The 19,152-nt window shown below is 43.2% G+C and carries 21 protein-coding genes; 16 read left to right on the forward strand and 5 right to left on the reverse strand.

Going from position 1 to position 19,152, the window contains the following annotated elements:
• The first annotated feature begins 70 nt into the window (after positions 1–70).
• The 15 genes from H8S88_RS08810 (at position 71) to H8S88_RS08880 (ending at position 16,666) form a co-directional block, all read left to right on the forward strand.
• Complete coding sequence (locus H8S88_RS08810; protein ID WP_048788705.1) at positions 71–1,858, forward strand: glycoside hydrolase family 35 protein; 1,788 nt, start codon at positions 71–73, stop codon at positions 1,856–1,858.
• Positions 1,855–2,331, forward strand: a complete 477-nt coding sequence (locus H8S88_RS08815; protein WP_048788704.1) for a PTS system mannose/fructose/N-acetylgalactosamine-transporter subunit IIB — start codon at positions 1,855–1,857, stop codon at positions 2,329–2,331. Before H8S88_RS08810 ends, H8S88_RS08815 begins: the two co-directional genes overlap by 4 nt.
• A 39-nt stretch (positions 2,332–2,370) precedes the next feature.
• Positions 2,371–3,285: a PTS mannose/fructose/sorbose/N-acetylgalactosamine transporter subunit IIC gene (locus tag H8S88_RS08820; protein ID WP_006595286.1), complete on the forward strand. Its 915-nt coding sequence runs from the start codon at positions 2,371–2,373 to the stop codon at positions 3,283–3,285.
• Complete coding sequence (locus H8S88_RS08825) at positions 3,272–4,090, forward strand: PTS system mannose/fructose/sorbose family transporter subunit IID (protein WP_006595285.1); 819 nt, start codon at positions 3,272–3,274, stop codon at positions 4,088–4,090. Before H8S88_RS08820 ends, H8S88_RS08825 begins: the two co-directional genes overlap by 14 nt.
• 11 nt (positions 4,091–4,101) lie before the next feature.
• A complete protein-coding gene (locus tag H8S88_RS08830) occupies positions 4,102–4,506 on the forward strand; it encodes a PTS sugar transporter subunit IIA (RefSeq protein ID WP_006595284.1) in 405 nt (134 codons plus the stop codon).
• Positions 4,507–4,603: 97 nt separating this feature from the next.
• Entirely contained in the window at positions 4,604–5,767 is a 1,164-nt protein-coding gene (locus tag H8S88_RS08835; RefSeq protein WP_048788703.1) for an SIS domain-containing protein, read from the forward strand.
• Between the two features lie 27 nt (positions 5,768–5,794).
• Positions 5,795–6,835: an aldose epimerase family protein gene (locus H8S88_RS08840; RefSeq protein WP_048788702.1), complete on the forward strand. Its 1,041-nt coding sequence runs from the start codon at positions 5,795–5,797 to the stop codon at positions 6,833–6,835.
• A 602-nt stretch (positions 6,836–7,437) separates the two neighbouring features.
• Positions 7,438–8,436, forward strand: a complete 999-nt coding sequence (ruvB, locus tag H8S88_RS08845) for a Holliday junction branch migration DNA helicase RuvB (protein WP_082161844.1) — start codon at positions 7,438–7,440, stop codon at positions 8,434–8,436.
• A gap of 6 nt (positions 8,437–8,442) precedes the next feature.
• Positions 8,443–9,009 carry a nucleotidyltransferase family protein gene (locus tag H8S88_RS08850; protein WP_048687844.1) on the forward strand — a complete coding sequence of 189 codons (567 nt, stop codon included), beginning with the start codon at positions 8,443–8,445 and terminating at the stop codon, positions 9,007–9,009.
• Positions 9,010–9,127: 118 nt separating this feature from the next.
• The gene (locus H8S88_RS08855; protein ID WP_048687842.1) at positions 9,128–9,550 is read left to right on the forward strand and encodes a low molecular weight protein-tyrosine-phosphatase; all 423 of its coding nucleotides are present in this window, start codon (positions 9,128–9,130) and stop codon (positions 9,548–9,550) included.
• A gap of 57 nt (positions 9,551–9,607) precedes the next feature.
• A complete protein-coding gene (locus H8S88_RS08860) occupies positions 9,608–10,021 on the forward strand; it encodes a hypothetical protein (RefSeq protein ID WP_006595277.1) in 414 nt (137 codons plus the stop codon).
• Positions 10,011–11,828 carry an acyltransferase family protein gene (locus H8S88_RS08865; RefSeq protein ID WP_048687840.1) on the forward strand — a complete coding sequence of 606 codons (1,818 nt, stop codon included), beginning with the start codon at positions 10,011–10,013 and terminating at the stop codon, positions 11,826–11,828. Before H8S88_RS08860 ends, H8S88_RS08865 begins: the two co-directional genes overlap by 11 nt.
• 358 nt (positions 11,829–12,186) lie before the next feature.
• Positions 12,187–14,838 carry a bifunctional acetaldehyde-CoA/alcohol dehydrogenase gene (gene adhE / locus H8S88_RS08870; RefSeq protein ID WP_125336210.1) on the forward strand — a complete coding sequence of 884 codons (2,652 nt, stop codon included), beginning with the start codon at positions 12,187–12,189 and terminating at the stop codon, positions 14,836–14,838.
• Between the two features lie 221 nt (positions 14,839–15,059).
• The gene (locus tag H8S88_RS08875; RefSeq protein WP_023027479.1) at positions 15,060–16,109 is read left to right on the forward strand and encodes a zinc-dependent alcohol dehydrogenase family protein; all 1,050 of its coding nucleotides are present in this window, start codon (positions 15,060–15,062) and stop codon (positions 16,107–16,109) included.
• Between the two features lie 170 nt (positions 16,110–16,279).
• Positions 16,280–16,666: a hypothetical protein gene (locus H8S88_RS08880; protein WP_048687834.1), complete on the forward strand. Its 387-nt coding sequence runs from the start codon at positions 16,280–16,282 to the stop codon at positions 16,664–16,666.
• A gap of 156 nt (positions 16,667–16,822) precedes the next feature.
• Here the strand turns inward: H8S88_RS08880 and H8S88_RS08885 are convergent, their stop codons facing one another.
• From H8S88_RS08885 to H8S88_RS08905, 5 genes are read right to left on the reverse strand one after another with little or no spacing between them, the layout of a single operon-like run.
• The gene (locus H8S88_RS08885; RefSeq protein ID WP_185761541.1) at positions 16,823–16,987 is read right to left on the reverse strand and encodes a hypothetical protein; all 165 of its coding nucleotides are present in this window, start codon (positions 16,985–16,987) and stop codon (positions 16,823–16,825) included.
• A gap of 12 nt (positions 16,988–16,999) precedes the next feature.
• On the reverse strand, positions 17,000–17,167 hold the full coding sequence (locus H8S88_RS08890) for a hypothetical protein (protein ID WP_048687832.1): 168 nt from the start codon (positions 17,165–17,167) through the stop codon (positions 17,000–17,002).
• Positions 17,168–17,178: 11 nt separating this feature from the next.
• Positions 17,179–17,346: a hypothetical protein gene (locus H8S88_RS08895; protein ID WP_006595270.1), complete on the reverse strand. Its 168-nt coding sequence runs from the start codon at positions 17,344–17,346 to the stop codon at positions 17,179–17,181.
• Positions 17,347–17,358: 12 nt separating this feature from the next.
• On the reverse strand, positions 17,359–17,526 hold the full coding sequence (locus tag H8S88_RS08900) for a class IIb bacteriocin, lactobin A/cerein 7B family (RefSeq protein ID WP_006595269.1): 168 nt from the start codon (positions 17,524–17,526) through the stop codon (positions 17,359–17,361).
• A gap of 21 nt (positions 17,527–17,547) precedes the next feature.
• Positions 17,548–17,721 carry a Blp family class II bacteriocin gene (locus H8S88_RS08905; RefSeq protein WP_006595268.1) on the reverse strand — a complete coding sequence of 58 codons (174 nt, stop codon included), beginning with the start codon at positions 17,719–17,721 and terminating at the stop codon, positions 17,548–17,550.
• 728 nt (positions 17,722–18,449) lie between these two features.
• Here H8S88_RS08905 and H8S88_RS08910 point away from each other — a divergent pair.
• Positions 18,450–19,148, forward strand: a complete 699-nt coding sequence (locus H8S88_RS08910) for an N-acetylmannosamine-6-phosphate 2-epimerase (protein WP_061564585.1) — start codon at positions 18,450–18,452, stop codon at positions 19,146–19,148.
• The last annotated feature ends 4 nt before the right edge of the window (positions 19,149–19,152 follow it).

A 19,152-nucleotide genomic window follows, 5' to 3' on the forward strand; every position in this document is an offset into this window, starting at 1 on the left:
TGGTTGACATTTTTTCGTTAATATATTATATTAATAAATGAAAAGGGTTTCTTAGAAGGAGGTTCTCAGTATGGGGGCATTTGAAATCCGTGAAGATTTTTATTTAAATGATCAACCTTTTAAGATTTTATCTGGTGCAATTCATTATTTTCGGATCGATCGTGAGGATTGGTATCATTCCTTATATAACCTAAAAGCTCTAGGTTTCAATACTGTTGAAACCTATGTTCCATGGAATGCTCATGAGCCGCAAAGAGGCCATTTTCACTTTGAAGGGAATTTGGACCTGGAGCACTTTATCCAAGTGGCTCAAGAGTTGGATCTGTATGTGATCCTCCGTCCATCACCGTTTATTTGTTCGGAGTGGGAATTTGGGGGCTTGCCAGCCTGGTTAATCGAAGAAGACCTTCGGATTCGTTCATCAGATTCGGCCTTTCTCGAGGAAGTGGCTCGCTATTACGACGAACTCCTGCCACGTGTGGCCAAGTACCAATTGGATCGTGGGGGCAATATCCTCATGATGCAGGTAGAAAATGAATACGGCTCTTACGGCGAAGACAAAGCCTATCTTCGGGCGATCAGAGATCTAATGATCGAGCGGGACATTACCTGTCCACTCTTTACTTCTGATGGACCTTGGAGGGCGACTCTTCGAGCAGGGACTTTGATTGAGGATGGACTCTTTGTAACCGGTAATTTTGGTTCGCGAGCAAATTACAATTTCTCTCAGATGAAAGAGTTCTTTGCGGAGCATGACAAAAAGTGGCCACTCATGTGTATGGAATTTTGGGATGGCTGGTTCAATCGTTGGAAAGAACCCATCATCAAGCGAGATCCAGAAGAGTTGGCAGAAGCAGTCCATGAGGTCTTACAAGAAGGCTCTATCAATCTCTACATGTTTCATGGTGGGACCAACTTCGGATTTATGAACGGTTGCTCAGCGCGAGGGACCGTGGATTTACCTCAAGTAACATCTTATGACTATGACGCTCTCTTAGATGAGCAGGGCAACCCGACTCCTAAGTACGATGCAGTCAAAAAGATGATGAAGACCTACTATCCAGAGTATCCACAGTCAGAACCACTTGTGAAGTCGAGTTTATCTGAACGAACATTGGAGTTGACCCAAAAGACTAGTTTGTTCGGCAATTTAAACGAGATTGCTCAAGTCACAGAAAGTCTTTACCCACAGACCATGGAAGAAATCGACCACCCATTAGGCTATCTGCTCTATGAGACAGAAGTGGAAATGGATGCGGAAGAAGAGCGCTTGCGTATCATCGATGCGCGTGATCGGGTGCAGGTTTATGCCAATGATCAGTTGATTGCCACTCAATACCAAGAAGAAATCGGTCAAGATCTTTTTTTAAACGGAGAAAAGAAAACGATTACAAACCTAAAATTCTTGATCGAAAACATGGGAAGAGTCAATTATGGGCACAAACTCTTAGCGGACACCCAACGAAAAGGAATCCGAACAGGAGTTTGTATCGATCTTCATTTCAAGCTTCATTGGAAACAATATGCGCTTGATTTTAGCCAGCTGGATCGCTTGGATTTTTCGAAAGAATGGCAAGAAGGTCAACCAGCTTTTTATCAATTTGCTTTTCATCTAGATCAGGTTGAGGATACCTTCCTTGATATGACTGGATTTGGAAAAGGGATCGTTCTTGTAAATGGCCACCATATCGGTCGTTTCTGGGAAGTCGGTCCAACACTCTCCCTCTACATCCCTCATGGTTTTCTCAAAGATGGGGAAAATGAGATCCTCGTCTTTGAGACAGAGGGCACTTGGAAGGAGACCTTAAAACTTGTTTCACAACCTACATTCAAAGAAGTAAAGGGGGAAAACTTATGACTATTGTAGGATGCCGTATCGATGGACGTTTGATCCACGGGCAGGTAGCCAACCTATGGACTACCAAACTTAATATTTCACGTATCATGGTGATCGATGATGAAGTCGCTCAAAATGATATCGAAAAAAGTGGCTTGAAATTAGCGACACCACCTGGTGTTAAGCTTAGTATCTTGCCAGTGGCAAAGGCTGCAGAAAATATCTTGGCTGGAAAATATGACAGCCAACGTCTCTTCATCGTAGCCCGCAAGCCAGACCGCTTCCTTGGTTTGGTAGAAGCAGGTGTACCACTTGAAACCTTAAACGTAGGGAACATGTCTCAATCAGATGAGACTCGTCCGATTACTCGTTCGATCAACGTAGTGGATGCCGATGTGGAAGCTTTCCACAAGCTAGCTGAAAAAGGAGTTAAGTTAACTGCTCAAATGGTTCCAAATGATCCAGTTGAAGACTTCTTGAAGTTGCTCAAATAGTTTATAAATAAAAAAGAAAAATTTTAGGAGGAAATTGTCATGATACAATGGTGGCAAATTTTACTACTTACTTTGTACTCAGCTTATCAAATCTGTGATGAGTTGACGATTGTTTCATCAGCAGGATCACCAGTCTTTGCTGGTTTCATTACTGGACTTGTCATGGGAGATTTAAAGACAGGTCTCTTTATCGGAGCTTCTCTTCAATTGACAGTACTCGGTGTTGGTACTTTTGGTGGAGCTTCTCGTATTGACGCGACTTCTGGTGCCGTTCTTGCGACTGCCTTCTCAGTAGCACAAGGGATTGATGCAGAGCTTGCTATTGCTACAATCGCTGTGCCGGTAGCAACTTTGTTGACCTACTTTGATATTCTTGGTCGTATGACTACAACTTACTTCGCTCACCGTGTAGATGCTGCAATCGACCGCTTTGACTACAAAGGTATCGAACGCAACTACCTTCTTGGAGCGATTCCTTGGGCTCTTTCTCGAGCTCTCCCAGTTTTCTTCGCTCTTGCTTTTGGTGGAGCTTTCGTAGAAACTGTTGTTACAGGTCTTGCTAATGTACAATGGTTGGCAAACGGTCTGAAACTTGCGGGTCAAATGCTTCCAGGTCTTGGATTTGCGATCTTGCTTCGCTACCTTCCTGTTCGTCGTAACCTTCACTACTTAGCACTTGGCTTTGGCTTAACAGCAATGTTGACAGTGCTTTATAGCAATGTTCAAAGTGTTGGTAACGCCGTTTCAGCAATGCTTGGAACAGATGCTTTTGCAAAACTTCCAAAAGAACAAATGGTTGCCTTCACAAACAACTTCAAATCTGTATCTATGATTGGTATTGCCATTATCGGTATCTTCCTTGCAGTACAACACTTCAAAAACAGCCAACGTACAGTTGTAGCTGCTCCAGTAACTGAATCAGAAAGCGGGGAAATTGAAGATGACGAATTCTAATTACAAACTAACAAAAGAAGATTTTAAACAAATCAACAAACGTAGCCTCTTCACCTTCCAATTGGGTTGGAACTATGAGCGGATGCAGGCTTCTGGTTACCTTTATATGCTTTTACCTCAGTTGCGTAAAATGTATGGTGATGGCACTCCAGAATTGAAAGAAATGATGAAATTGCATACGCAATTCTTCAATACTTCACCATTCTTCCACACTATTATCACTGGTTTTGATTTGGCCTTGGAAGAAAAAGATGGTGTGAAATCGAAAGATGCGGTTAACGGGATCAAGACAGGTCTCATGGGACCATTCGCTCCTCTTGGGGACTCAATCTTTGGATCATTGGTACCAGCTATTATGGGTTCAATCGCAGCAACTTTGGCTGTTGCAGGAAACCCAGCCGGTATCTTATTGTGGATCGCTGTGGCAGTTGCTTATGACATTTTCCGTTGGAAACAATTGGAATTTGCCTATAAAGAAGGGGTTAACCTCATCAACAACATGCAAAGTACCTTGACAGCTTTGATCGATGCAGCTGCCGTTCTGGGTATCTTCATGGTTGGTGCCTTGATTGCCAGCATGATTGGTGTTGAAGTTTCTTGGACTCCACACATTGGGGACAAAGCGATTGAAATTCAAGATATGCTCAACCTTATCTTCCCACGTTTGGTACCAGCTATCATCACAGGTGTAATCTACTGGTTGCTTGGACGAAAGGGTATGAACTCTACAAAAGCTATCTTGCTCATCATCCTTGCAGCAATCGCATTCTCAGCATTTGGCCACTTCTTCTTTGGAATGGCATAATGGAGTAAGGTATGGCAAAACACCTAGTATTGGTCAGTCATGGTCGCTTCTGTGAAGAGCTCAAGGCCAGCACAGAAATGATTATGGGACCACAAGACAACATTCATGCCGTGGCCCTCTTGCCAGAGGAAGGTCCTGAGGAGTTTACAGCCAAGTTTGAAGCCTGTGTTGCAGACTTTGAGGACTACATCGTCTTTGCGGATCTTTTGGGAGGCACTCCTTGTAATACGGTTAGCCGTCTGATTCTTGAAGGGCGCGCCATTGACCTCTATGCAGGGATGAACTTGCCAATGGTAATTGAATTTATTAATAACAGCCTGGTCGGAGGAGAAGAAGCTTATCCAGCGCGTGCACAAGAAAGCATCGTGAAGGTTAATGATCTCTTATCCAACTTTGATGACGACGAGGATGAGTAAAATACGATAGCGAAAACCGCTTGAACATTCGGAATGGGGCTGGGACAATTGTCTCGGCCTCTTACCGCTTATAAGGCGGGTAGAAAAGAGGAGAAGCATGCTAGATTATACAAAAGAAGAACTGCTGGAACTGGGGGCTGAAATTACGACACGCGAAATTTACCAGCAACCGGAAGTTTGGAAAGAGACCTATCGTCTCTATCAAGAGAAAGCAAAAGAAATCCAAGAGTTTTTGGAGGCTATTGGGAAGCGTCATGGCTACATCAAGGTCATCTTGACAGGGGCAGGGACCTCAGCCTATGTGGGGGATACTTTGGTTCCGTATTTGCAGGAAGTGCACGATGAACGTCACTGGAATTTCCAATCCATTGCGACGACAGATATCGTGGCGCATCCACAAACCTATCTCAAAAAAGAAGTACCAACTGTCTTGGTTTCCTTTGCACGAAGTGGCAACTCCCCAGAAAGTGTCGCAACCGTGCAGCTGGCCCAAGACTTGGTCAATGAACTCTATCAAATCACCATTACCTGTGCGGAAGAAGGGAAGCTGGCTCAGCAGGCTCACGGAGATGAGCGCAATCTCTTGCTCTTACAGCCGAAAGAAACCAACGACGCCGGCTTTGCCATGACCTCCAGCTTTACCTCTATGCTCTTGACAGCCCTCTTGGTCTTTGATCCAAGTGAGGAAGCAATCAAGGCAAAACGAGTAGAAGAATTGATTCACCTGTCAGAACAGGTCTTGGAAAAAGATCGCGAGGTTAAGGAAGTTGTAGACTTAGACTTCGAGCGCGTCATCTATTTGGGGGCAGGACCTTTCTTTGGGCTCGCTCATGAAGCTCAGCTAAAGATTTTGGAATTGACTGCCGGTAAAATCGCGACCATGTACGAGAGTCCTGTCGGCTTCCGTCACGGTCCGAAATCCCTCATCAATGATCAGACTCTCGTCTTGGTATTTGGATCGATTGCCCCTTATACACGCCAGTACGATCTAGATTTGGTTGGAGAAGTAGCCGGAGATCAGATTGCCCGTCAGGTCGTCCTCTTGACGGACCAAGCTGCAGGCATTGAGCATGTACGAGAAATTTTGGTAGCATCTTCAGCCGATTCACTGGATATCTACCGTGCCTTCCCATACATTATCTATGGTCAATTGATTTCTCTCTTGACTTCGCTCAAGGTTCAAAATCGTCCAGACACGCCATCACCAACCGGTACCGTCAATCGGGTTGTACAAGGAGTGGTGATTCACCCTTTTCACTAGAATGAATGATCTTGGAGGAGACAACTTGTGAAACACTATCAAAAATATCTATTTGGTCAACTGGACGGCCAAGACGTAGAAGCTTATCGCCTCGAAAATGACTTAGGTTATCAATTGTCTGTCATGACCTATGGGGCGACGATCTTAGAGTATGTGACACCAGACAAGCATGATCAATTCGCTAATATTGTATTGGGCTTTGACAATTTTGATGCCTATGTCGGCAATAGCCCCAAGTATGGAGCTAGCATTGGCCCAGTCGCGGGCCGGATTGCGGAGGCAAGTTTTGAGCTCAATGGTCAAACCTATCACTTAGAAGCCAATAATGGTGCCAACTGCAACCACAGTGGACCGACTGGCTGGGACAGCGCCTTGTTTAGCGTGGAATCCGTGACAGACCAAGAAATCACCCTGTACACAGAGCGTGCGGATGGTACCGGCGGTTTCCCTGGAAATCTCAAGATCTGGGTGACCTATGGCTTGACGGAAGCAGGGGAGTTGGAAATCAGCTATCGAGTAGAAACGGACCAAGATACTCTAGTTAATCCGACCAACCACAGCTATTTCAACCTATCAGGAAACTTCACTCAGCCGATTAATGACCATGTCTTTCAGATCAACCATCAAGGGCTTTACCCTATCCATCCCGACGGTGTCCCTCTTCACACTGTGGACAAAGAAAGTCCGGTTGTTCAGCATCTCTACCAAGCTATGCTCTTAGAGGATCTCTTTAAGGATTCTGATCCGCAAATCCGCCTGGTAGAAGGCTTGGACCATCCATTTGCTCTTCCAGAAGGGCATGAGAATGCAGGCTTCTTCTATCATCAGCCGTCTGGACGCTTTTTGACCTTCAAGTCAGAAGCTCCCGCCTTGGTGGTGTATTCTGCTAACTTTGTGGATGAAACGGTTTATCTGGAAGGCAAACCAATGGTTCAACACAATGGCTTGGCTCTAGAATTCCAAATCGTACCAGATGCCATTCATAGCGACCAAGCTGAAAAGGTTATCTTGAGAGCGGGTCAAATCTTCACCAGCAAGACCAGCTACCATGCCATTGCTAAGAAATAGATAAGAAAGAGAGGGTGACAAACAAGGATGTGAAATCTTTGCTTGGAACCTCCTCTTTTTTTGAAAAAAATTTAAAAAATGACTATAAGGAAACTTTAAGCTTCCCGTCGTATACTAATACCATCATCAAAGACCTCCTAACTTTGAATGATAAAACTCCTAAAACTTTTTCATAATAATCTCCCTATAAGAGCCACCAAAACCGGTGGCTTTTTTTCTGGGAGTGAGACAGAACAATTTTTTAAAATTGTTCGTTGTCTCACCCCCGCACAGTTGATTAGGTAATCTTTGGAGCTATAAGAGCGAACAAAGATACCAATCAACCACTGCGTTATGTAATTATTACTAAACCTATTTCATCTAACCAAGCCTGATAGGGACGTAGACGAGTTTAGGTACGTTGACGCAGTTTGAGCGGAGCGAAAACTACGTTCCTTATTCTTTACGAGTATTAGCGAGTTTAGGTACATTCCTTAAAAAGAAACAAGGTAGTTTAAGAGGGGAATCGATTCCCAACACCCAACAATCAATAATTAGTGACATATTGAATAGAATATGATTTTAAATCATCAGAGGCATCATTTTTTGCTATAATAGACTGTATGAGTAGAATTTTAGACAATGAGATCATGGGCGATGAAGAGGCTGTTGAACGGACGCTGCGCCCGCAATATTTACATGAATATATCGGTCAAGATAAGGTCAAGGACCAGTTAAAAATCTTTATCGAGGCAGCCAAGCTTCGGGATGAGGCGCTGGATCATATCCTTCTTTTTGGTCCTCCGGGACTAGGGAAGACTACGATGGCTTTTGTTATTGCCAATGAACTGGGCGTCAATCTAAAGCAGACTTCCGGTCCTGTCATTGAAAAGGCTGGTGATTTGGTAGCTATCCTCAATGATCTAGAGCCAGGCGATGTTCTCTTTATTGATGAAATCCACCGTCTTCCTATGTCAGTCGAAGAAGTACTATACAGTGCCATGGAAGATTTTTACATCGACATCATGATTGGTGCTGGCGAGACCAGCCGGAGTGTCCATCTGGATCTTCCTCCCTTTACCTTGATTGGTGCGACGACTCGAGCTGGGATGCTGTCCAATCCCTTGCGCGCTCGCTTTGGAATTACCGGTCATATGGAATACTACGAGCAAGATGATCTGACAGAGATAGTCGAGCGGACCGCCGAGATTTTTGAGATGGAGATTACTCACGAGGCTGCCGAGGAGCTTTCTCTTCGTAGTCGGGGGACTCCTCGGATTGCCAACCGTTTGCTGAAGCGGGTGCGTGATTTTGCTCAGATTATGGGTGATGGCTTGATTGATGACACCATTACTGACAAGGCCCTCTCTATGCTAGATGTGGACCATGAAGGACTGGACTATGTCGATCAAAAGATCCTGAGGACCATGATTGAGATGTACGGTGGCGGCCCGGTTGGCCTTGGGACTCTATCGGTTAATATTGCCGAAGAGCGAGAGACCGTAGAAGATATGTATGAGCCTTACTTGATTCAGAAAGGCTTTATCATGCGGACCCGGACAGGGCGCGTGGCGACCCGCAAGGCTTATGAACACCTGGGTTATCCCTACAATGGAGACTAGAAGAAGATGCTAACGGAAAAAGCGATAGTAGAGCAAATCCAAGCGGATCAAGAGATGATGACTGTCTTGGCCATTATTCGGGATCTCAACCTGGCAGACGCTTGGCTTGCAGCTGGTGCGGTGCGCAATTTCGTCTGGAACCAGCTCTCTGGAAAACCAGGGTTTGATGCGACGACCGATATGGATCTGGTCTTTTATGACCCTACGATTAGCTATGAGGAGACTTTGCAGATCGAGCAGGGATTAAAGAAGACCTATCCTCAGTACGCTTGGGAAGTCAAAAATCAAGTCTATATGCACCAGCATAGTCCGGGGACGGCTCCTTATCGCAGTGCTTGTGACGCGGTTTCTAAATACCCCGAGCAGTGTACAGCAATTGCAGTTCGCTTAAGGAAAGATGGTCAGCTAGAGCTCTTTCTCCCCTATGGGACAAGGGATATCGAAGATTTCATCGTTCAGCCGACTCCACATTTTTTAGCCAGTCCCGAGCGTTTGGCGGTTTATACAGAGCGTATGCGGAAGAAAGATTGGAAACGAAAATGGCTATCCCTTCAGATCATCCTGCCTGAATAAAAAAAGAAAGTCAGCCCACCTCAACGATGGACAGGCTTTTTTCGTCTTGCCTCAAAAATATAATTTTAGCAGATTATATTTTTCTTACATTCTGTTATAATAGAAAGGAGGTGCTGTCATGAAAAAAATTGTATTTGTGTGTTTAGGAAATATTTGTCGGAGCCCCATGGCAGAGTTTGTCATGAAGGACTTGACCAACCAGTATGAGATTGAAAGTCGTGCCACTTCTAACTGGGAGCACGGGAACCCTATTCACCAAGGGACTCAAAAGATTTTTCGTAGTCATGGCGTGCCCTATGATGCTTCTAAAACATCCCTTCAAATCAGCGACCAAGATTTTCATGCCTTTGATCTGATCTTAGGAATGGATGAGAACAATGTAGCTGACCTCAAACGAATGGCACCTCCTGGAACAGAGCACAAGATTCATCTCTTTGCAGGAGAAAGTGTTCCAGATCCATGGTACACAGGAGATTTCGAAGAGACCTATCGCCGTGTTCTAGCTGGTTGTCAAGAGTGGTTGGATCGATTAGAAGATTAGTTTCGGACTGGCTCCTGAAATGAGTAACCGGCTGAAGATAAAAAGAATGAACAGAGTATGGAAAAAATAAAAGAATTATTTGAGACCTATAAGGTCTATGTTACGAGAGAGAATATTGAACGATTGTCCTTGGGGATTATTGTTCTGTCTGCTTTGTGGGTATTTCTTTCCTCCATTCCTTTCGGAGGTGTGTTGACCCTCGATAAGGGAGCTATTCGCTACGACGGAAGTGTCGTCCGAGGCAAGATGAATGGCCAAGGGACGGTGACCTTTGAGAATGGGGACACCTACAAGGGCAATTTTGTCAATGGAACCTTTAGTGGTTATGGAACCTTTACAGCCAAGGCTGGTTGGAAATATGAAGGTGAATTTGTCAATGGTCAACCAGAAGGACAGGGAACCTTGACGACAGAACAAAATGTCGTCTATAAGGGAACGTTTAAACAAGGAATTTATCAAAATGCGAATTAAATGGTTTTCATTGGTACGGATAACGGGACTTCTTCTCGTTCTTCTCTACCATTTCTTCCAAAAGGTTTTTCCTGGTGGATTTATTGGAGTAGATATCTTCTTTACTTTCTCAGGATTTTTGATCACGGCTCTTCTGATCGATGAGTTTGCCCGTCATCAAAAAATTGATCTCAAGGGCTTCCTTAGACGACGCTTCTACCGGATTGTCCCACCTTTAGTCTTTATGGTCTTGCTGGTCATGCCTTTTACCTTCTTGGTCAGACGAGACTTTATTGCTGGGCTTGGGACACAGATTGCTGCCGTCTTTGGCTTTGTGACCAATTTCTATGAGATGTTAAGTGGCGGAAGTTACGAAAGTCAGTTCATCCCCCATCTTTTCATTCATACTTGGAGTTTGGCTCTTGAAGTTCATTACTACGTCCTCTGGGCTCTTTTGGCTTGGTTTTTGGGTAAAAAAGCTAAGTCAGTTGGCCAATATAGAGGCTATATCTTCCTGTCGTCGACAGGTCTCTTTTTGGTGGCCTTCCTGACCTTCTTTGTCGGAGCGCTGGTCACCAAGAATTTGTCCAATGTCTATTTTTCTAGTATCGCTCACGTCTTTCCTTTCTTTGTGGGGAGTGCTTTAGCGACAGTGACAGGGATTACAACGACCAGCCCAAATCTTACTCAATTAGTGAAGAAGCTATCTCTACAGAAGACGTTAACGATTTTAGCGGGTGCTTTTCTAGTTTTGTTGGTCTTGACATTTATTCTTCCATTTGATAGTGTTTGGACCTATTTATTTGGATTTTTAGTAGCAACTCTTGCTGCATCTGTGATGATTGTGATGACGCGTGTCCTTCATGAAAAGACACCAGATCAAAAAGAACCAGCAGTGATTACCTTTATTGCAGATACAAGTTATGGGGTTTATCTCTTCCACTGGCCATTTTACATCATCTTTTCTCAATTAATGACCAATGGATGGGCTTCTCTACTAACAGCGCTTGTATCATTTAGTCTTGCTGCCTTGAGTTTCTATATTATTGAACCAACCTTAGCTGGACGTGAACCGAAGATTTTTGGAATCTCGATGGATCTCAGAAGTTTCACGAAACCACTCTTTTACAGCGCGATTCCCTTGACCTTGCTCATGTTTGGGATTGCACTCTTTGCGCCACGCGTCGGAGCCTTTGATGAAAATCTGATTACCGAAGGGCTTCGTCAATCCGACAGCAAGATGCAGATCACGCGTGCCCAAGTTGACAATGCTTCAGCGACTTCCTACAATGTATCAGATGGCGTGACCATGATCGGAGATTCTGTAAACCTCCGGGCATCAGATTATCTGAAACAAGTTCTGCCAGATATCCAACTAGATGCTTTGGTGAGTCGCAATCTGGACTCAGGCTTAAAGGTATATGAAACGGATATTGCCAATAGAGTCTTGCTCAAGAACGTGGTGATCGCACTTGGAACTAACTCTTCTAATAATTATCAAGAATTGTTGGATAAGTTTGTTCAAGAACTACCAAAAGGACATCGCTTAATCTTTGTGACCCCATATGATGGACGTGAAGCAAATGATAGCAAGAGCGTCACCGTTCAGACTCGAAAGTATGAGCTAGAGTTAGCTAAAAAATACGATTATGTCTATGTAGCGGACTGGCATCAAGTTGCTGTCGAAAATCCAGCTATCTGGGCTGGAACGGATAGTGTCCACTTTGGTTTAGAATCAGATGGCTCCATCGATGTTGGGGGAAATCTATACGCTAACGTCGTAAAAGAAGCAGTTGATCAAGCAAATCGGGGGCCAGTTAAGCCGTAAAAATTACTAAACGACTTAAGCAATTTTCACTTGAAGAAAATTGCTTTTTTTAGTAAAATTAAGAAAACGCTTACAAAAAATGCGTGAAAATATTTGTTTGTGAAATTGAAGTGCTTTCTCAAAAAAATTCTTCAATTTTTTCTTGAAAATACTCCTGTATAGAAGGAGAAGGAGGATTCATGATAAAAAGTTAAAAAAATCTTTGTGAAACTATTTACAAATTTTCTAAAATAGAGTACAATAATATTGTGAAAAAATTAACAAATCGAAATTTCTTACACTATTCTTGAAAGTTTCTGAAAACAGGAAAAAGTTCCGGAAAAGGATAAGGGTTTCAAACATTGGAGGAAAGCATCAAATGGCTGATAAAAAAACTCAATCACCTGAAGAAAAGAAACTCGCTGCTGAAAAACATGTAGACGAGTTGGTGCAAAAAGCGCTCGTAGCGCTTGAAGAAATGCGCAAATTGGATCAGGAGCAAGTAGACTACATTGTGGCGAAAGCATCTGTAGCTGCTCTTGACGCTCACGGTGAGCTCGCTCTTCATGCCTATGAAGAAACTGGTCGTGGAGTCTTTGAAGACAAGGCGACTAAGAACTTGTTCGCTTGTGAGCACGTTGTAAACAACATGCGTCACACCAAGACAGTTGGTGTCATTCAAGAAGATGATGTCACTGGTTTGACCTTGATTGCTGAGCCAGTCGGAGTAGTCTGCGGGATCACACCTACAACCAACCCAACTTCAACAGCAATCTTTAAAGCATTGATTTCCTTGAAGACACGGAACCCTATCGTCTTTGCTTTCCACCCATCAGCGCAAGAATCATCTGCTCATGCGGCACAAATCGTCCGCGATGCAGCGATTAAAGCAGGAGCTCCTGAAAACTGTGTGCAATGGATCACGCAACCATCTATGGAAGCAACCAGTGCCCTTATGAACCACGAAGGGATTGCGACTATCCTTGCAACAGGTGGTAACGCAATGGTGAAAGCTGCCTATTCTTGCGGTAAACCAGCTCTTGGGGTCGGTGCCGGAAACGTTCCTGCTTATGTCGAAAAATCAGCTAACATCCGCCAAGCTGCACACGATATCGTCATGTCTAAATCATTTGACAATGGTATGGTCTGTGCGTCTGAACAAGCGGTCATCATCGATAAAGAAATCTACGATGAGTTTGTTGAAGAATTCAAATCTTACCACACTTACTTCGTCAACAAAAAAGAAAAAGCCCTTCTTGAAGAGTTCTGCTTTGGTGTAAAAGCTAACAGCAAAAACTGTGCGGGTGCGAAATTGAATGCGGACATCGTTGGGAAACCAGCAGCATGGATCGCTGAACAAGCTGGCTTCTCAGTTCCAGAAGGAACCAATATCCTTGCGGCAGAATGTAAAGAAGTTGGCGAAAAAGAGCCTTTGACTCGTGAAAAATTGTCACCAGTCATCGCTGTCTTGAAATCTGAAAGCCGTGAAGACGGAATTAACAAAGCTCGTCAAATGGTTGAATTCAACGGTCTTGGTCACTCAGCTGCCATCCATACAGCTGACGAAGAATTGACCAAAGAATTTGGTAAAGCAGTTAAAGCCATTCGTGTGATCTGCAACTCTCCTTCGACTTTCGGTGGTATCGGGGATGTTTACAATGCCTTCTTGCCATCATTGACACTTGGATGTGGTTCTTACGGACGTAACTCTGTTGGGGACAACGTTAGTGCCATCAACCTCTTGAATATCAAAAAAGTCGGACGCCGGAGAAATAACATGCAATGGATGAAACTTCCTTCAAAAACATACTTTGAACGTGATTCAATTGAATACCTACAAAAATGTCGTGACGTTGAACGTGTCATGATCGTTACAGACCACGCTATGGTAGAGCTTGGTTTCCTTGATCGTATCATCGAACAGCTTGACCTTCGTCGCAACAAGGTAGTTTACCAAATCTTTGCAGACGTTGAACCAGATCCAGATATCACAACTGTTGAACGTGGTACAGAGATCATGCGTGCCTTCAAACCAGATACTATCGTCGCTCTCGGCGGTGGATCTCCAATGGATGCGGCTAAAGTAATGTGGCTCTTCTATGAACAACCAGAAGTGGACTTCCGTGACCTTGTACAAAAATTCATGGATATCCGTAAACGTGCCTTCAAATTCCCATTGCTTGGTAAGAAAACTAAATTCATCGCGATCCCAACAACATCTGGTACAGGATCTGAAGTAACTCCATTTGCCGTTATCTCTGATAAAGCAAACAACCGTAAATACCCAATCGCAGACTACTCATTGACTCCAACGGTTGCCATTGTAGACCCTGCCTTGGTATTGACAGTTCCTGGATCTGTTGCGGCTGATACTGGTATGGACGTATTGACTCACGCGACTGAAGCTTACGTATCACAAATGGCTAGCGACTACACTGATGGTCTTGCTCTTCAAGCCATCAAACTTGTCTTTGAAAACTTGGAAAGCTCAGTGAAGAATGCAGACTTCCACTCACGTGAGAAAATGCATAACGCTTCAACTATTGCTGGTATGGCCTTCGCCAATGCCTTCCTAGGTATTTCTCACTCAATGGCTCACAAGATTGGTGCGCAATTCCACACCATTCACGGACGGACCAATGCAATCTTGCTTCCATACGTTATCCGCTACAACGGTACACGCCCAGCTAAGACAGCAACATGGCCTAAGTACAACTACTACCGTGCAGATGAGAAGTATCAAGACATCGCTCGTATGCTTGGCCTTCCATGCTCTACACCAGAAGAAGCAGTTGAAGCTTACGCGAAAGCTGTTTACGAACTCGGTGAACGTGTAGGAATTGAAATGAACTTTAAAGCACAAGGAATTGACGAAAAAGAATGGAAGAAACATTCTCGCGAATTGGCCTTCCTTGCTTACGAAGATCAATGTTCACCAGCTAACCCACGTCTTCCAATGGTAGACCACATGCAAGAAATCATCGAAGATGCATACTATGGTTACAAAGAACGTCCAGGACGTCGTAAATAAGGCGCTAGAGAACAACTGATGTTTATCAGCTACCCCTCGCTCAAAAGAGCGAGGGATTTTTCTTTATCTTAACGCTAGAAATTGATTTTTGAGACCTGAAAACTATCTTTTAAAGAAATCTAATAAATATGTTGCAAGCGCTTGCTTTGTATGTTATAATATTCACAAAGTAAAAACTGTAATAAAATGGTTTGATAAAACCAACAAAAAAGGAGTCGCTTATGAAAGCAGCAACATATGTATCAGCAGGAAATCTTCAGTTGATTGATCAACCAAAACCAGTGATCAAGAAACCAACTGATGCGATTGTTCGTCTAGTGAAAACGACCATTTGTGGAACAGACCTCCATATTTTGGGTGGTGATGTTCCAGCTTGTAAAGAAGGGACCATCCTGGGTCATGAAGGAATTGGGATTGTCGAAGAAGTCGGCGATGCGGTTACGAACTTTAAGGTAGGAGACAAGGTTATCATCTCATGCGTAACAGCTTGTAACACTTGCTACTACTGTAAACGTGGCTTGCCTTCCCACTGTGAAGATGGGGGCTGGATCCTTGGCCACTTGATCAACGGTACCCAAGCAGAGTATGTCCATATCCCTCACGCAGACGGCAGTCTCTATCATGCACCAGCTTCTGTAGATGACGAAGCCCTGGTTATGCTCTCTGATATTCTGCCTACTTCCTATGAGATTGGAGTGCTCCCTTCTCACGTGAAACCTGGAGACAACGTTTGTATCGTTGGTGCAGGGCCAATCGGTTTGGCAGCTCTCTTAACCGTACAATTCTTCTCACCAGCTACCATTATCATGGTAGACTTGTCAGAATCACGTCTCGAAGCTTCTAAGAAGTTTGGAGCTACTCATACCATCTGTTCAAGTGATATTGATGAAATCAAGGCCTTTATCAATGAAGTGACCGATGGTCGTGGTGTTGATATCTCTATGGAATGTGTGGGCTATCCAGCTACCTTCGATGTCTGCCAAAATATTATCTCGGTCGGCGGTCATATTGCCAACGTCGGAGTGCATGGTAAACCAGTTAGCTTCAATCTTGACGACCTTTGGATTAAGAACATCACGCTCAATACTGGTTTGGTCAATGCCAATACAACTGAAATGCTTCTTAATGTTTTGAAATCTGGCAAGATTGATGCGACGAAGTTAGTGACCCACCACTTCAAACTTTCAGAAGCAGAAAAGGCATACGAAATCTTCAAACATGCTGGCGAAAACAATGCCTTGAAAGTCATTATTGATAATGACCTCAGCTAAGAAGGCTCAATCGTTTGATGCTGAAACAAAAAGGACAGGAACATGAAACTGTTCCTGTCCTTTTTAACAGATGTAGTAGTTGTTCTTGTCACGTCTATTTACTTGCTACTCCTAATAAAACGTACTCTAATATTATTAGAAATATAACATAAATAGAAAGGTGTGATCTTATGAAAATGTTCCATTATCATCGTGAGTTCTGGTTGGACTTTCATTTCTGGCTCTTGGTCTTACTTTTAGTGGCTGTAGCTATGATGACACAGGATCCGCTTTCGGTTGTTAGCCTTGCTTATCTTGCTTTTGTAGGGATTTTGATTCTTCTTCAGGTCTTTCAACCGCAGGTGTCCATTCGCCAGCATCCAGTAGGTAGCTACCATTTCAATTGGGACTTTTATCGTGACACCAGATTGTATATTGATCTCTTTTTATTGGCTGGTCTCTTAGAAGGTCCGTTCACTTCAACGGATATAGTTTATTGGATCTTGCTTGGGGCATTCGTCGGCTCTATTGGCTTTGTGTTTGTCGTAAAGGAAAAACCGATTCAAAAAACGGCCTAGTGCATCGAAAGTTCTAGAAGACATTTATTTGGGATCTCTCTCCTCGATGATGAAGAGGGAGAATAGAAAAAGGGCTTGCTTCGTTCAAACGAAAAAATCCTAGCTTTTTTAAAAGCTGGGATTTTTTGTACTGTTTAGTGAGATGATAAAGAAGTGTTACTGTTTGCCTCGTTTGCGAGCGTATTCGTCAAAGGCGCCAGCGAAGGTTCCCATGAGCAGGGGAGTAGCGATCAGTCCGACAGTGATCCAGACGGATCCACCATCTACATGGCTGAGTTCCTGCTCGGACAAGCTTCTAAAACGTGTTTCTTCGAGTTTCATGCTTGCTCCTTTCTAGTGCATGATGCCATTGATGATACTACGGCCAAAATCACGTCCGGAATTGTATAAAATATTCCATGTTTGAACGATGAATTTTGCCGAGTCAAAAACGGAGGCTCCTCCATCAATGGTCGCCAGTTCAGCTTCTGTTAGGTAAGTATAATGGATGCTTGTATCCATAAGTGTCCTCCTTAATGTAAGATTGTGTAGAGTAAATCAATTGCCTCGTTGAGAATGGTGAAAGTGACCATGAAGGCAATAGCAAATTTAGGAAAGTACCCTTCTACCTGTTTGGGTGCTTTTTTATCAAGAATGCAGTATCCCGTCAAAAGGATGAGGGTGATAAATACCAGACTCATTGGTCTCCTCCTTTACCATTTCCGTGTCATATTACTATGAAATGCATCGATCAGTTTTGTTGTCCCGATATAAGCAGAAGAAAAACCGTAAGCGAAAACTAATAGAAAAGGGAGTCCTCCACCATTAATATCACTTAATTCTTCATGCGTGAGATCTTTAAATTGTACTTGGTCTATCATTGCTTTTCTCCTTCAAATTGATTATTTAAATGCTCCCCAAATGGCAGTTCCGACAGCTGTTACACCACCAGCAATAGTGCCAGATAGATAGGGATGAGCAAGGATCCAAGCAACCAATGGGATAGCTCCCCCATCAACTTGTGTCAATTCTTCTTCTGTTAAGGGTGTGAATTTTTGTGTGAATTCTGTTGTCATTTAATTTTCCTCTTTCTTTCTTGTTTGTCGCCATCTAGCATCAACTGCTAGATAGATTGTAGCCGCAATGGCTAGATTAATCTGTGGTTGAAACGCAATCAGATGTGCATCATGTAAAACAGTTAATGCGATGATGATTGCAAAGATTATAGTGTGGATAGGCCATCTCATATTTTAATAATCCTAATTTTTGTTGAGAAGCAAAGCTAGGGTAATTTTCCAATAGAGCTAGCTTGTATGGGTAGCCTTTTATTCATCTTGTGTCAGCTAAGCTGATTAGATGAAGCAAGGATAAGGTCAATAGCCAATGCTGTGTTTTTCTTACGTTTCAAGATTTGAGTTTAAAACAAGATCAATGAAAGCAAGATTAATAGAACAAAAGCTTTGGTATTCTTTTTCATGTTCGGTATTCCCTTTCCTTATTTATTTACGGAAGAAGTAATACAAAAACCATGGGATGATAATGGGAGTATAGTACATCTGTAGTCCTCCTTTCTTTTTGTTTGGTCACTTATACTATTCGTATAAAAATCTGGAAATGGAAAAAATTTTTAAAAAAGTTTTAGAATATTTGCTTCTCTGAAACTAGTTTCAGAGGAAAGGGATGATAGTTTAAAATATGAAACTATAATCAAAATAGCTCTACAATATTGTAAGCGCTTTAAAAATACTATATAATAACTTTACAAGTACTCGAGTTGACGTAATAAATAAAGGAGATGGAATGTATGTCCAAGATCACGAAAGAAGAATTAATTCAACAGATCAAAGACGGCATTATCGTTTCTTGTCAGGCGCTTCCTCATGAACCTCTCTACACAGAGGCAGGAGGTGTGATTCCTCTCTTGGTCAAAGCAGCTGAGCAAGGAGGGGCGGTTGGAATCCGAGCGAATAGTGTCCGCGATATCAAAGAAATCAAGGAAGTGACAAAACTTCCGATTATCGGGATCATCAAGAGAGATTATCCTCCTGAGGAACCATTCATTACTGCTACTATGAAAGAAGTAGATGAATTGGCCGTATTAGATATCGCAGTGATTGCCCTGGATTGTACCAAACGTCCGCGTCATGACGGTCTATCGATTGTCGACTTTATCCAGCAAGTGAAGGAGAAATATCCTGATCAACTCTTGATGGCAGATATCAGCACCTTTGAAGAAGGCTTAACAGCTGTCGAAGCAGGGGTTGATTTTGTCGGAACGACCTTATCTGGGTACACAGATTATAGCCCGAAAGTAGACGGACCTGACATTGACTTGATTCGCCAACTCTGCCAAGCGGGTGTCGATGTGATTGCTGAAGGTAAGATTCATTATCCTGCACAAGCCAAAGAAATTCATGACCTGGGTGTCAGAGGAGTTGTAGTAGGGGGAGCTATCACACGACCTAAAGAAATTACAGAACGCTTCGTCGCAGCATTAAAATAGAAAA

This window comes from Streptococcus sp. GS001, assembly GCF_021595565.1.
GTDB classification, from domain to species: Bacteria; Bacillota; Bacilli; order Lactobacillales; family Streptococcaceae; genus Streptococcus; species Streptococcus xiaochunlingii.

What these genes read in the sequence shown, in the direction of transcription:
- H8S88_RS08810 (WP_048788705.1), top strand. Translation starts at nt 71, where the DNA reads ATGGGGGCATTTGAAATCCGTGAAGATTTTTATTTAAATGATCAACCT.
- H8S88_RS08815 (WP_048788704.1), top strand. Translation starts at nt 1,855, where the DNA reads ATGACTATTGTAGGATGCCGTATCGATGGACGTTTGATCCACGGGCAG.
- H8S88_RS08820 (WP_006595286.1), top strand. Translation starts at nt 2,371, where the DNA reads ATGATACAATGGTGGCAAATTTTACTACTTACTTTGTACTCAGCTTAT.
- H8S88_RS08825 (WP_006595285.1), top strand. Translation starts at nt 3,272, where the DNA reads ATGACGAATTCTAATTACAAACTAACAAAAGAAGATTTTAAACAAATC.
- H8S88_RS08830 (WP_006595284.1), top strand. Translation starts at nt 4,102, where the DNA reads ATGGCAAAACACCTAGTATTGGTCAGTCATGGTCGCTTCTGTGAAGAG.
- H8S88_RS08835 (WP_048788703.1), top strand. Translation starts at nt 4,604, where the DNA reads ATGCTAGATTATACAAAAGAAGAACTGCTGGAACTGGGGGCTGAAATT.
- ruvB (WP_082161844.1), top strand. Translation starts at nt 7,438, where the DNA reads ATGAGTAGAATTTTAGACAATGAGATCATGGGCGATGAAGAGGCTGTT.
- H8S88_RS08850 (WP_048687844.1), top strand. Translation starts at nt 8,443, where the DNA reads ATGCTAACGGAAAAAGCGATAGTAGAGCAAATCCAAGCGGATCAAGAG.
- H8S88_RS08855 (WP_048687842.1), top strand. Translation starts at nt 9,128, where the DNA reads ATGAAAAAAATTGTATTTGTGTGTTTAGGAAATATTTGTCGGAGCCCC.
- H8S88_RS08860 (WP_006595277.1), top strand. Translation starts at nt 9,608, where the DNA reads ATGGAAAAAATAAAAGAATTATTTGAGACCTATAAGGTCTATGTTACG.
- H8S88_RS08865 (WP_048687840.1), top strand. Translation starts at nt 10,011, where the DNA reads ATGCGAATTAAATGGTTTTCATTGGTACGGATAACGGGACTTCTTCTC.
- adhE (WP_125336210.1), top strand. Translation starts at nt 12,187, where the DNA reads ATGGCTGATAAAAAAACTCAATCACCTGAAGAAAAGAAACTCGCTGCT.
- H8S88_RS08875 (WP_023027479.1), top strand. Translation starts at nt 15,060, where the DNA reads ATGAAAGCAGCAACATATGTATCAGCAGGAAATCTTCAGTTGATTGAT.
- H8S88_RS08880 (WP_048687834.1), top strand. Translation starts at nt 16,280, where the DNA reads ATGAAAATGTTCCATTATCATCGTGAGTTCTGGTTGGACTTTCATTTC.
- H8S88_RS08885 (WP_185761541.1), bottom strand. Translation starts at nt 16,987, where the DNA reads ATGAAACTCGAAGAAACACGTTTTAGAAGCTTGTCCGAGCAGGAACTC.
- H8S88_RS08890 (WP_048687832.1), bottom strand. Translation starts at nt 17,167, where the DNA reads ATGGATACAAGCATCCATTATACTTACCTAACAGAAGCTGAACTGGCG.
- H8S88_RS08895 (WP_006595270.1), bottom strand. Translation starts at nt 17,346, where the DNA reads ATGAGTCTGGTATTTATCACCCTCATCCTTTTGACGGGATACTGCATT.
- H8S88_RS08900 (WP_006595269.1), bottom strand. Translation starts at nt 17,526, where the DNA reads ATGATAGACCAAGTACAATTTAAAGATCTCACGCATGAAGAATTAAGT.
- H8S88_RS08905 (WP_006595268.1), bottom strand. Translation starts at nt 17,721, where the DNA reads ATGACAACAGAATTCACACAAAAATTCACACCCTTAACAGAAGAAGAA.
- H8S88_RS08910 (WP_061564585.1), top strand. Translation starts at nt 18,450, where the DNA reads ATGTCCAAGATCACGAAAGAAGAATTAATTCAACAGATCAAAGACGGC.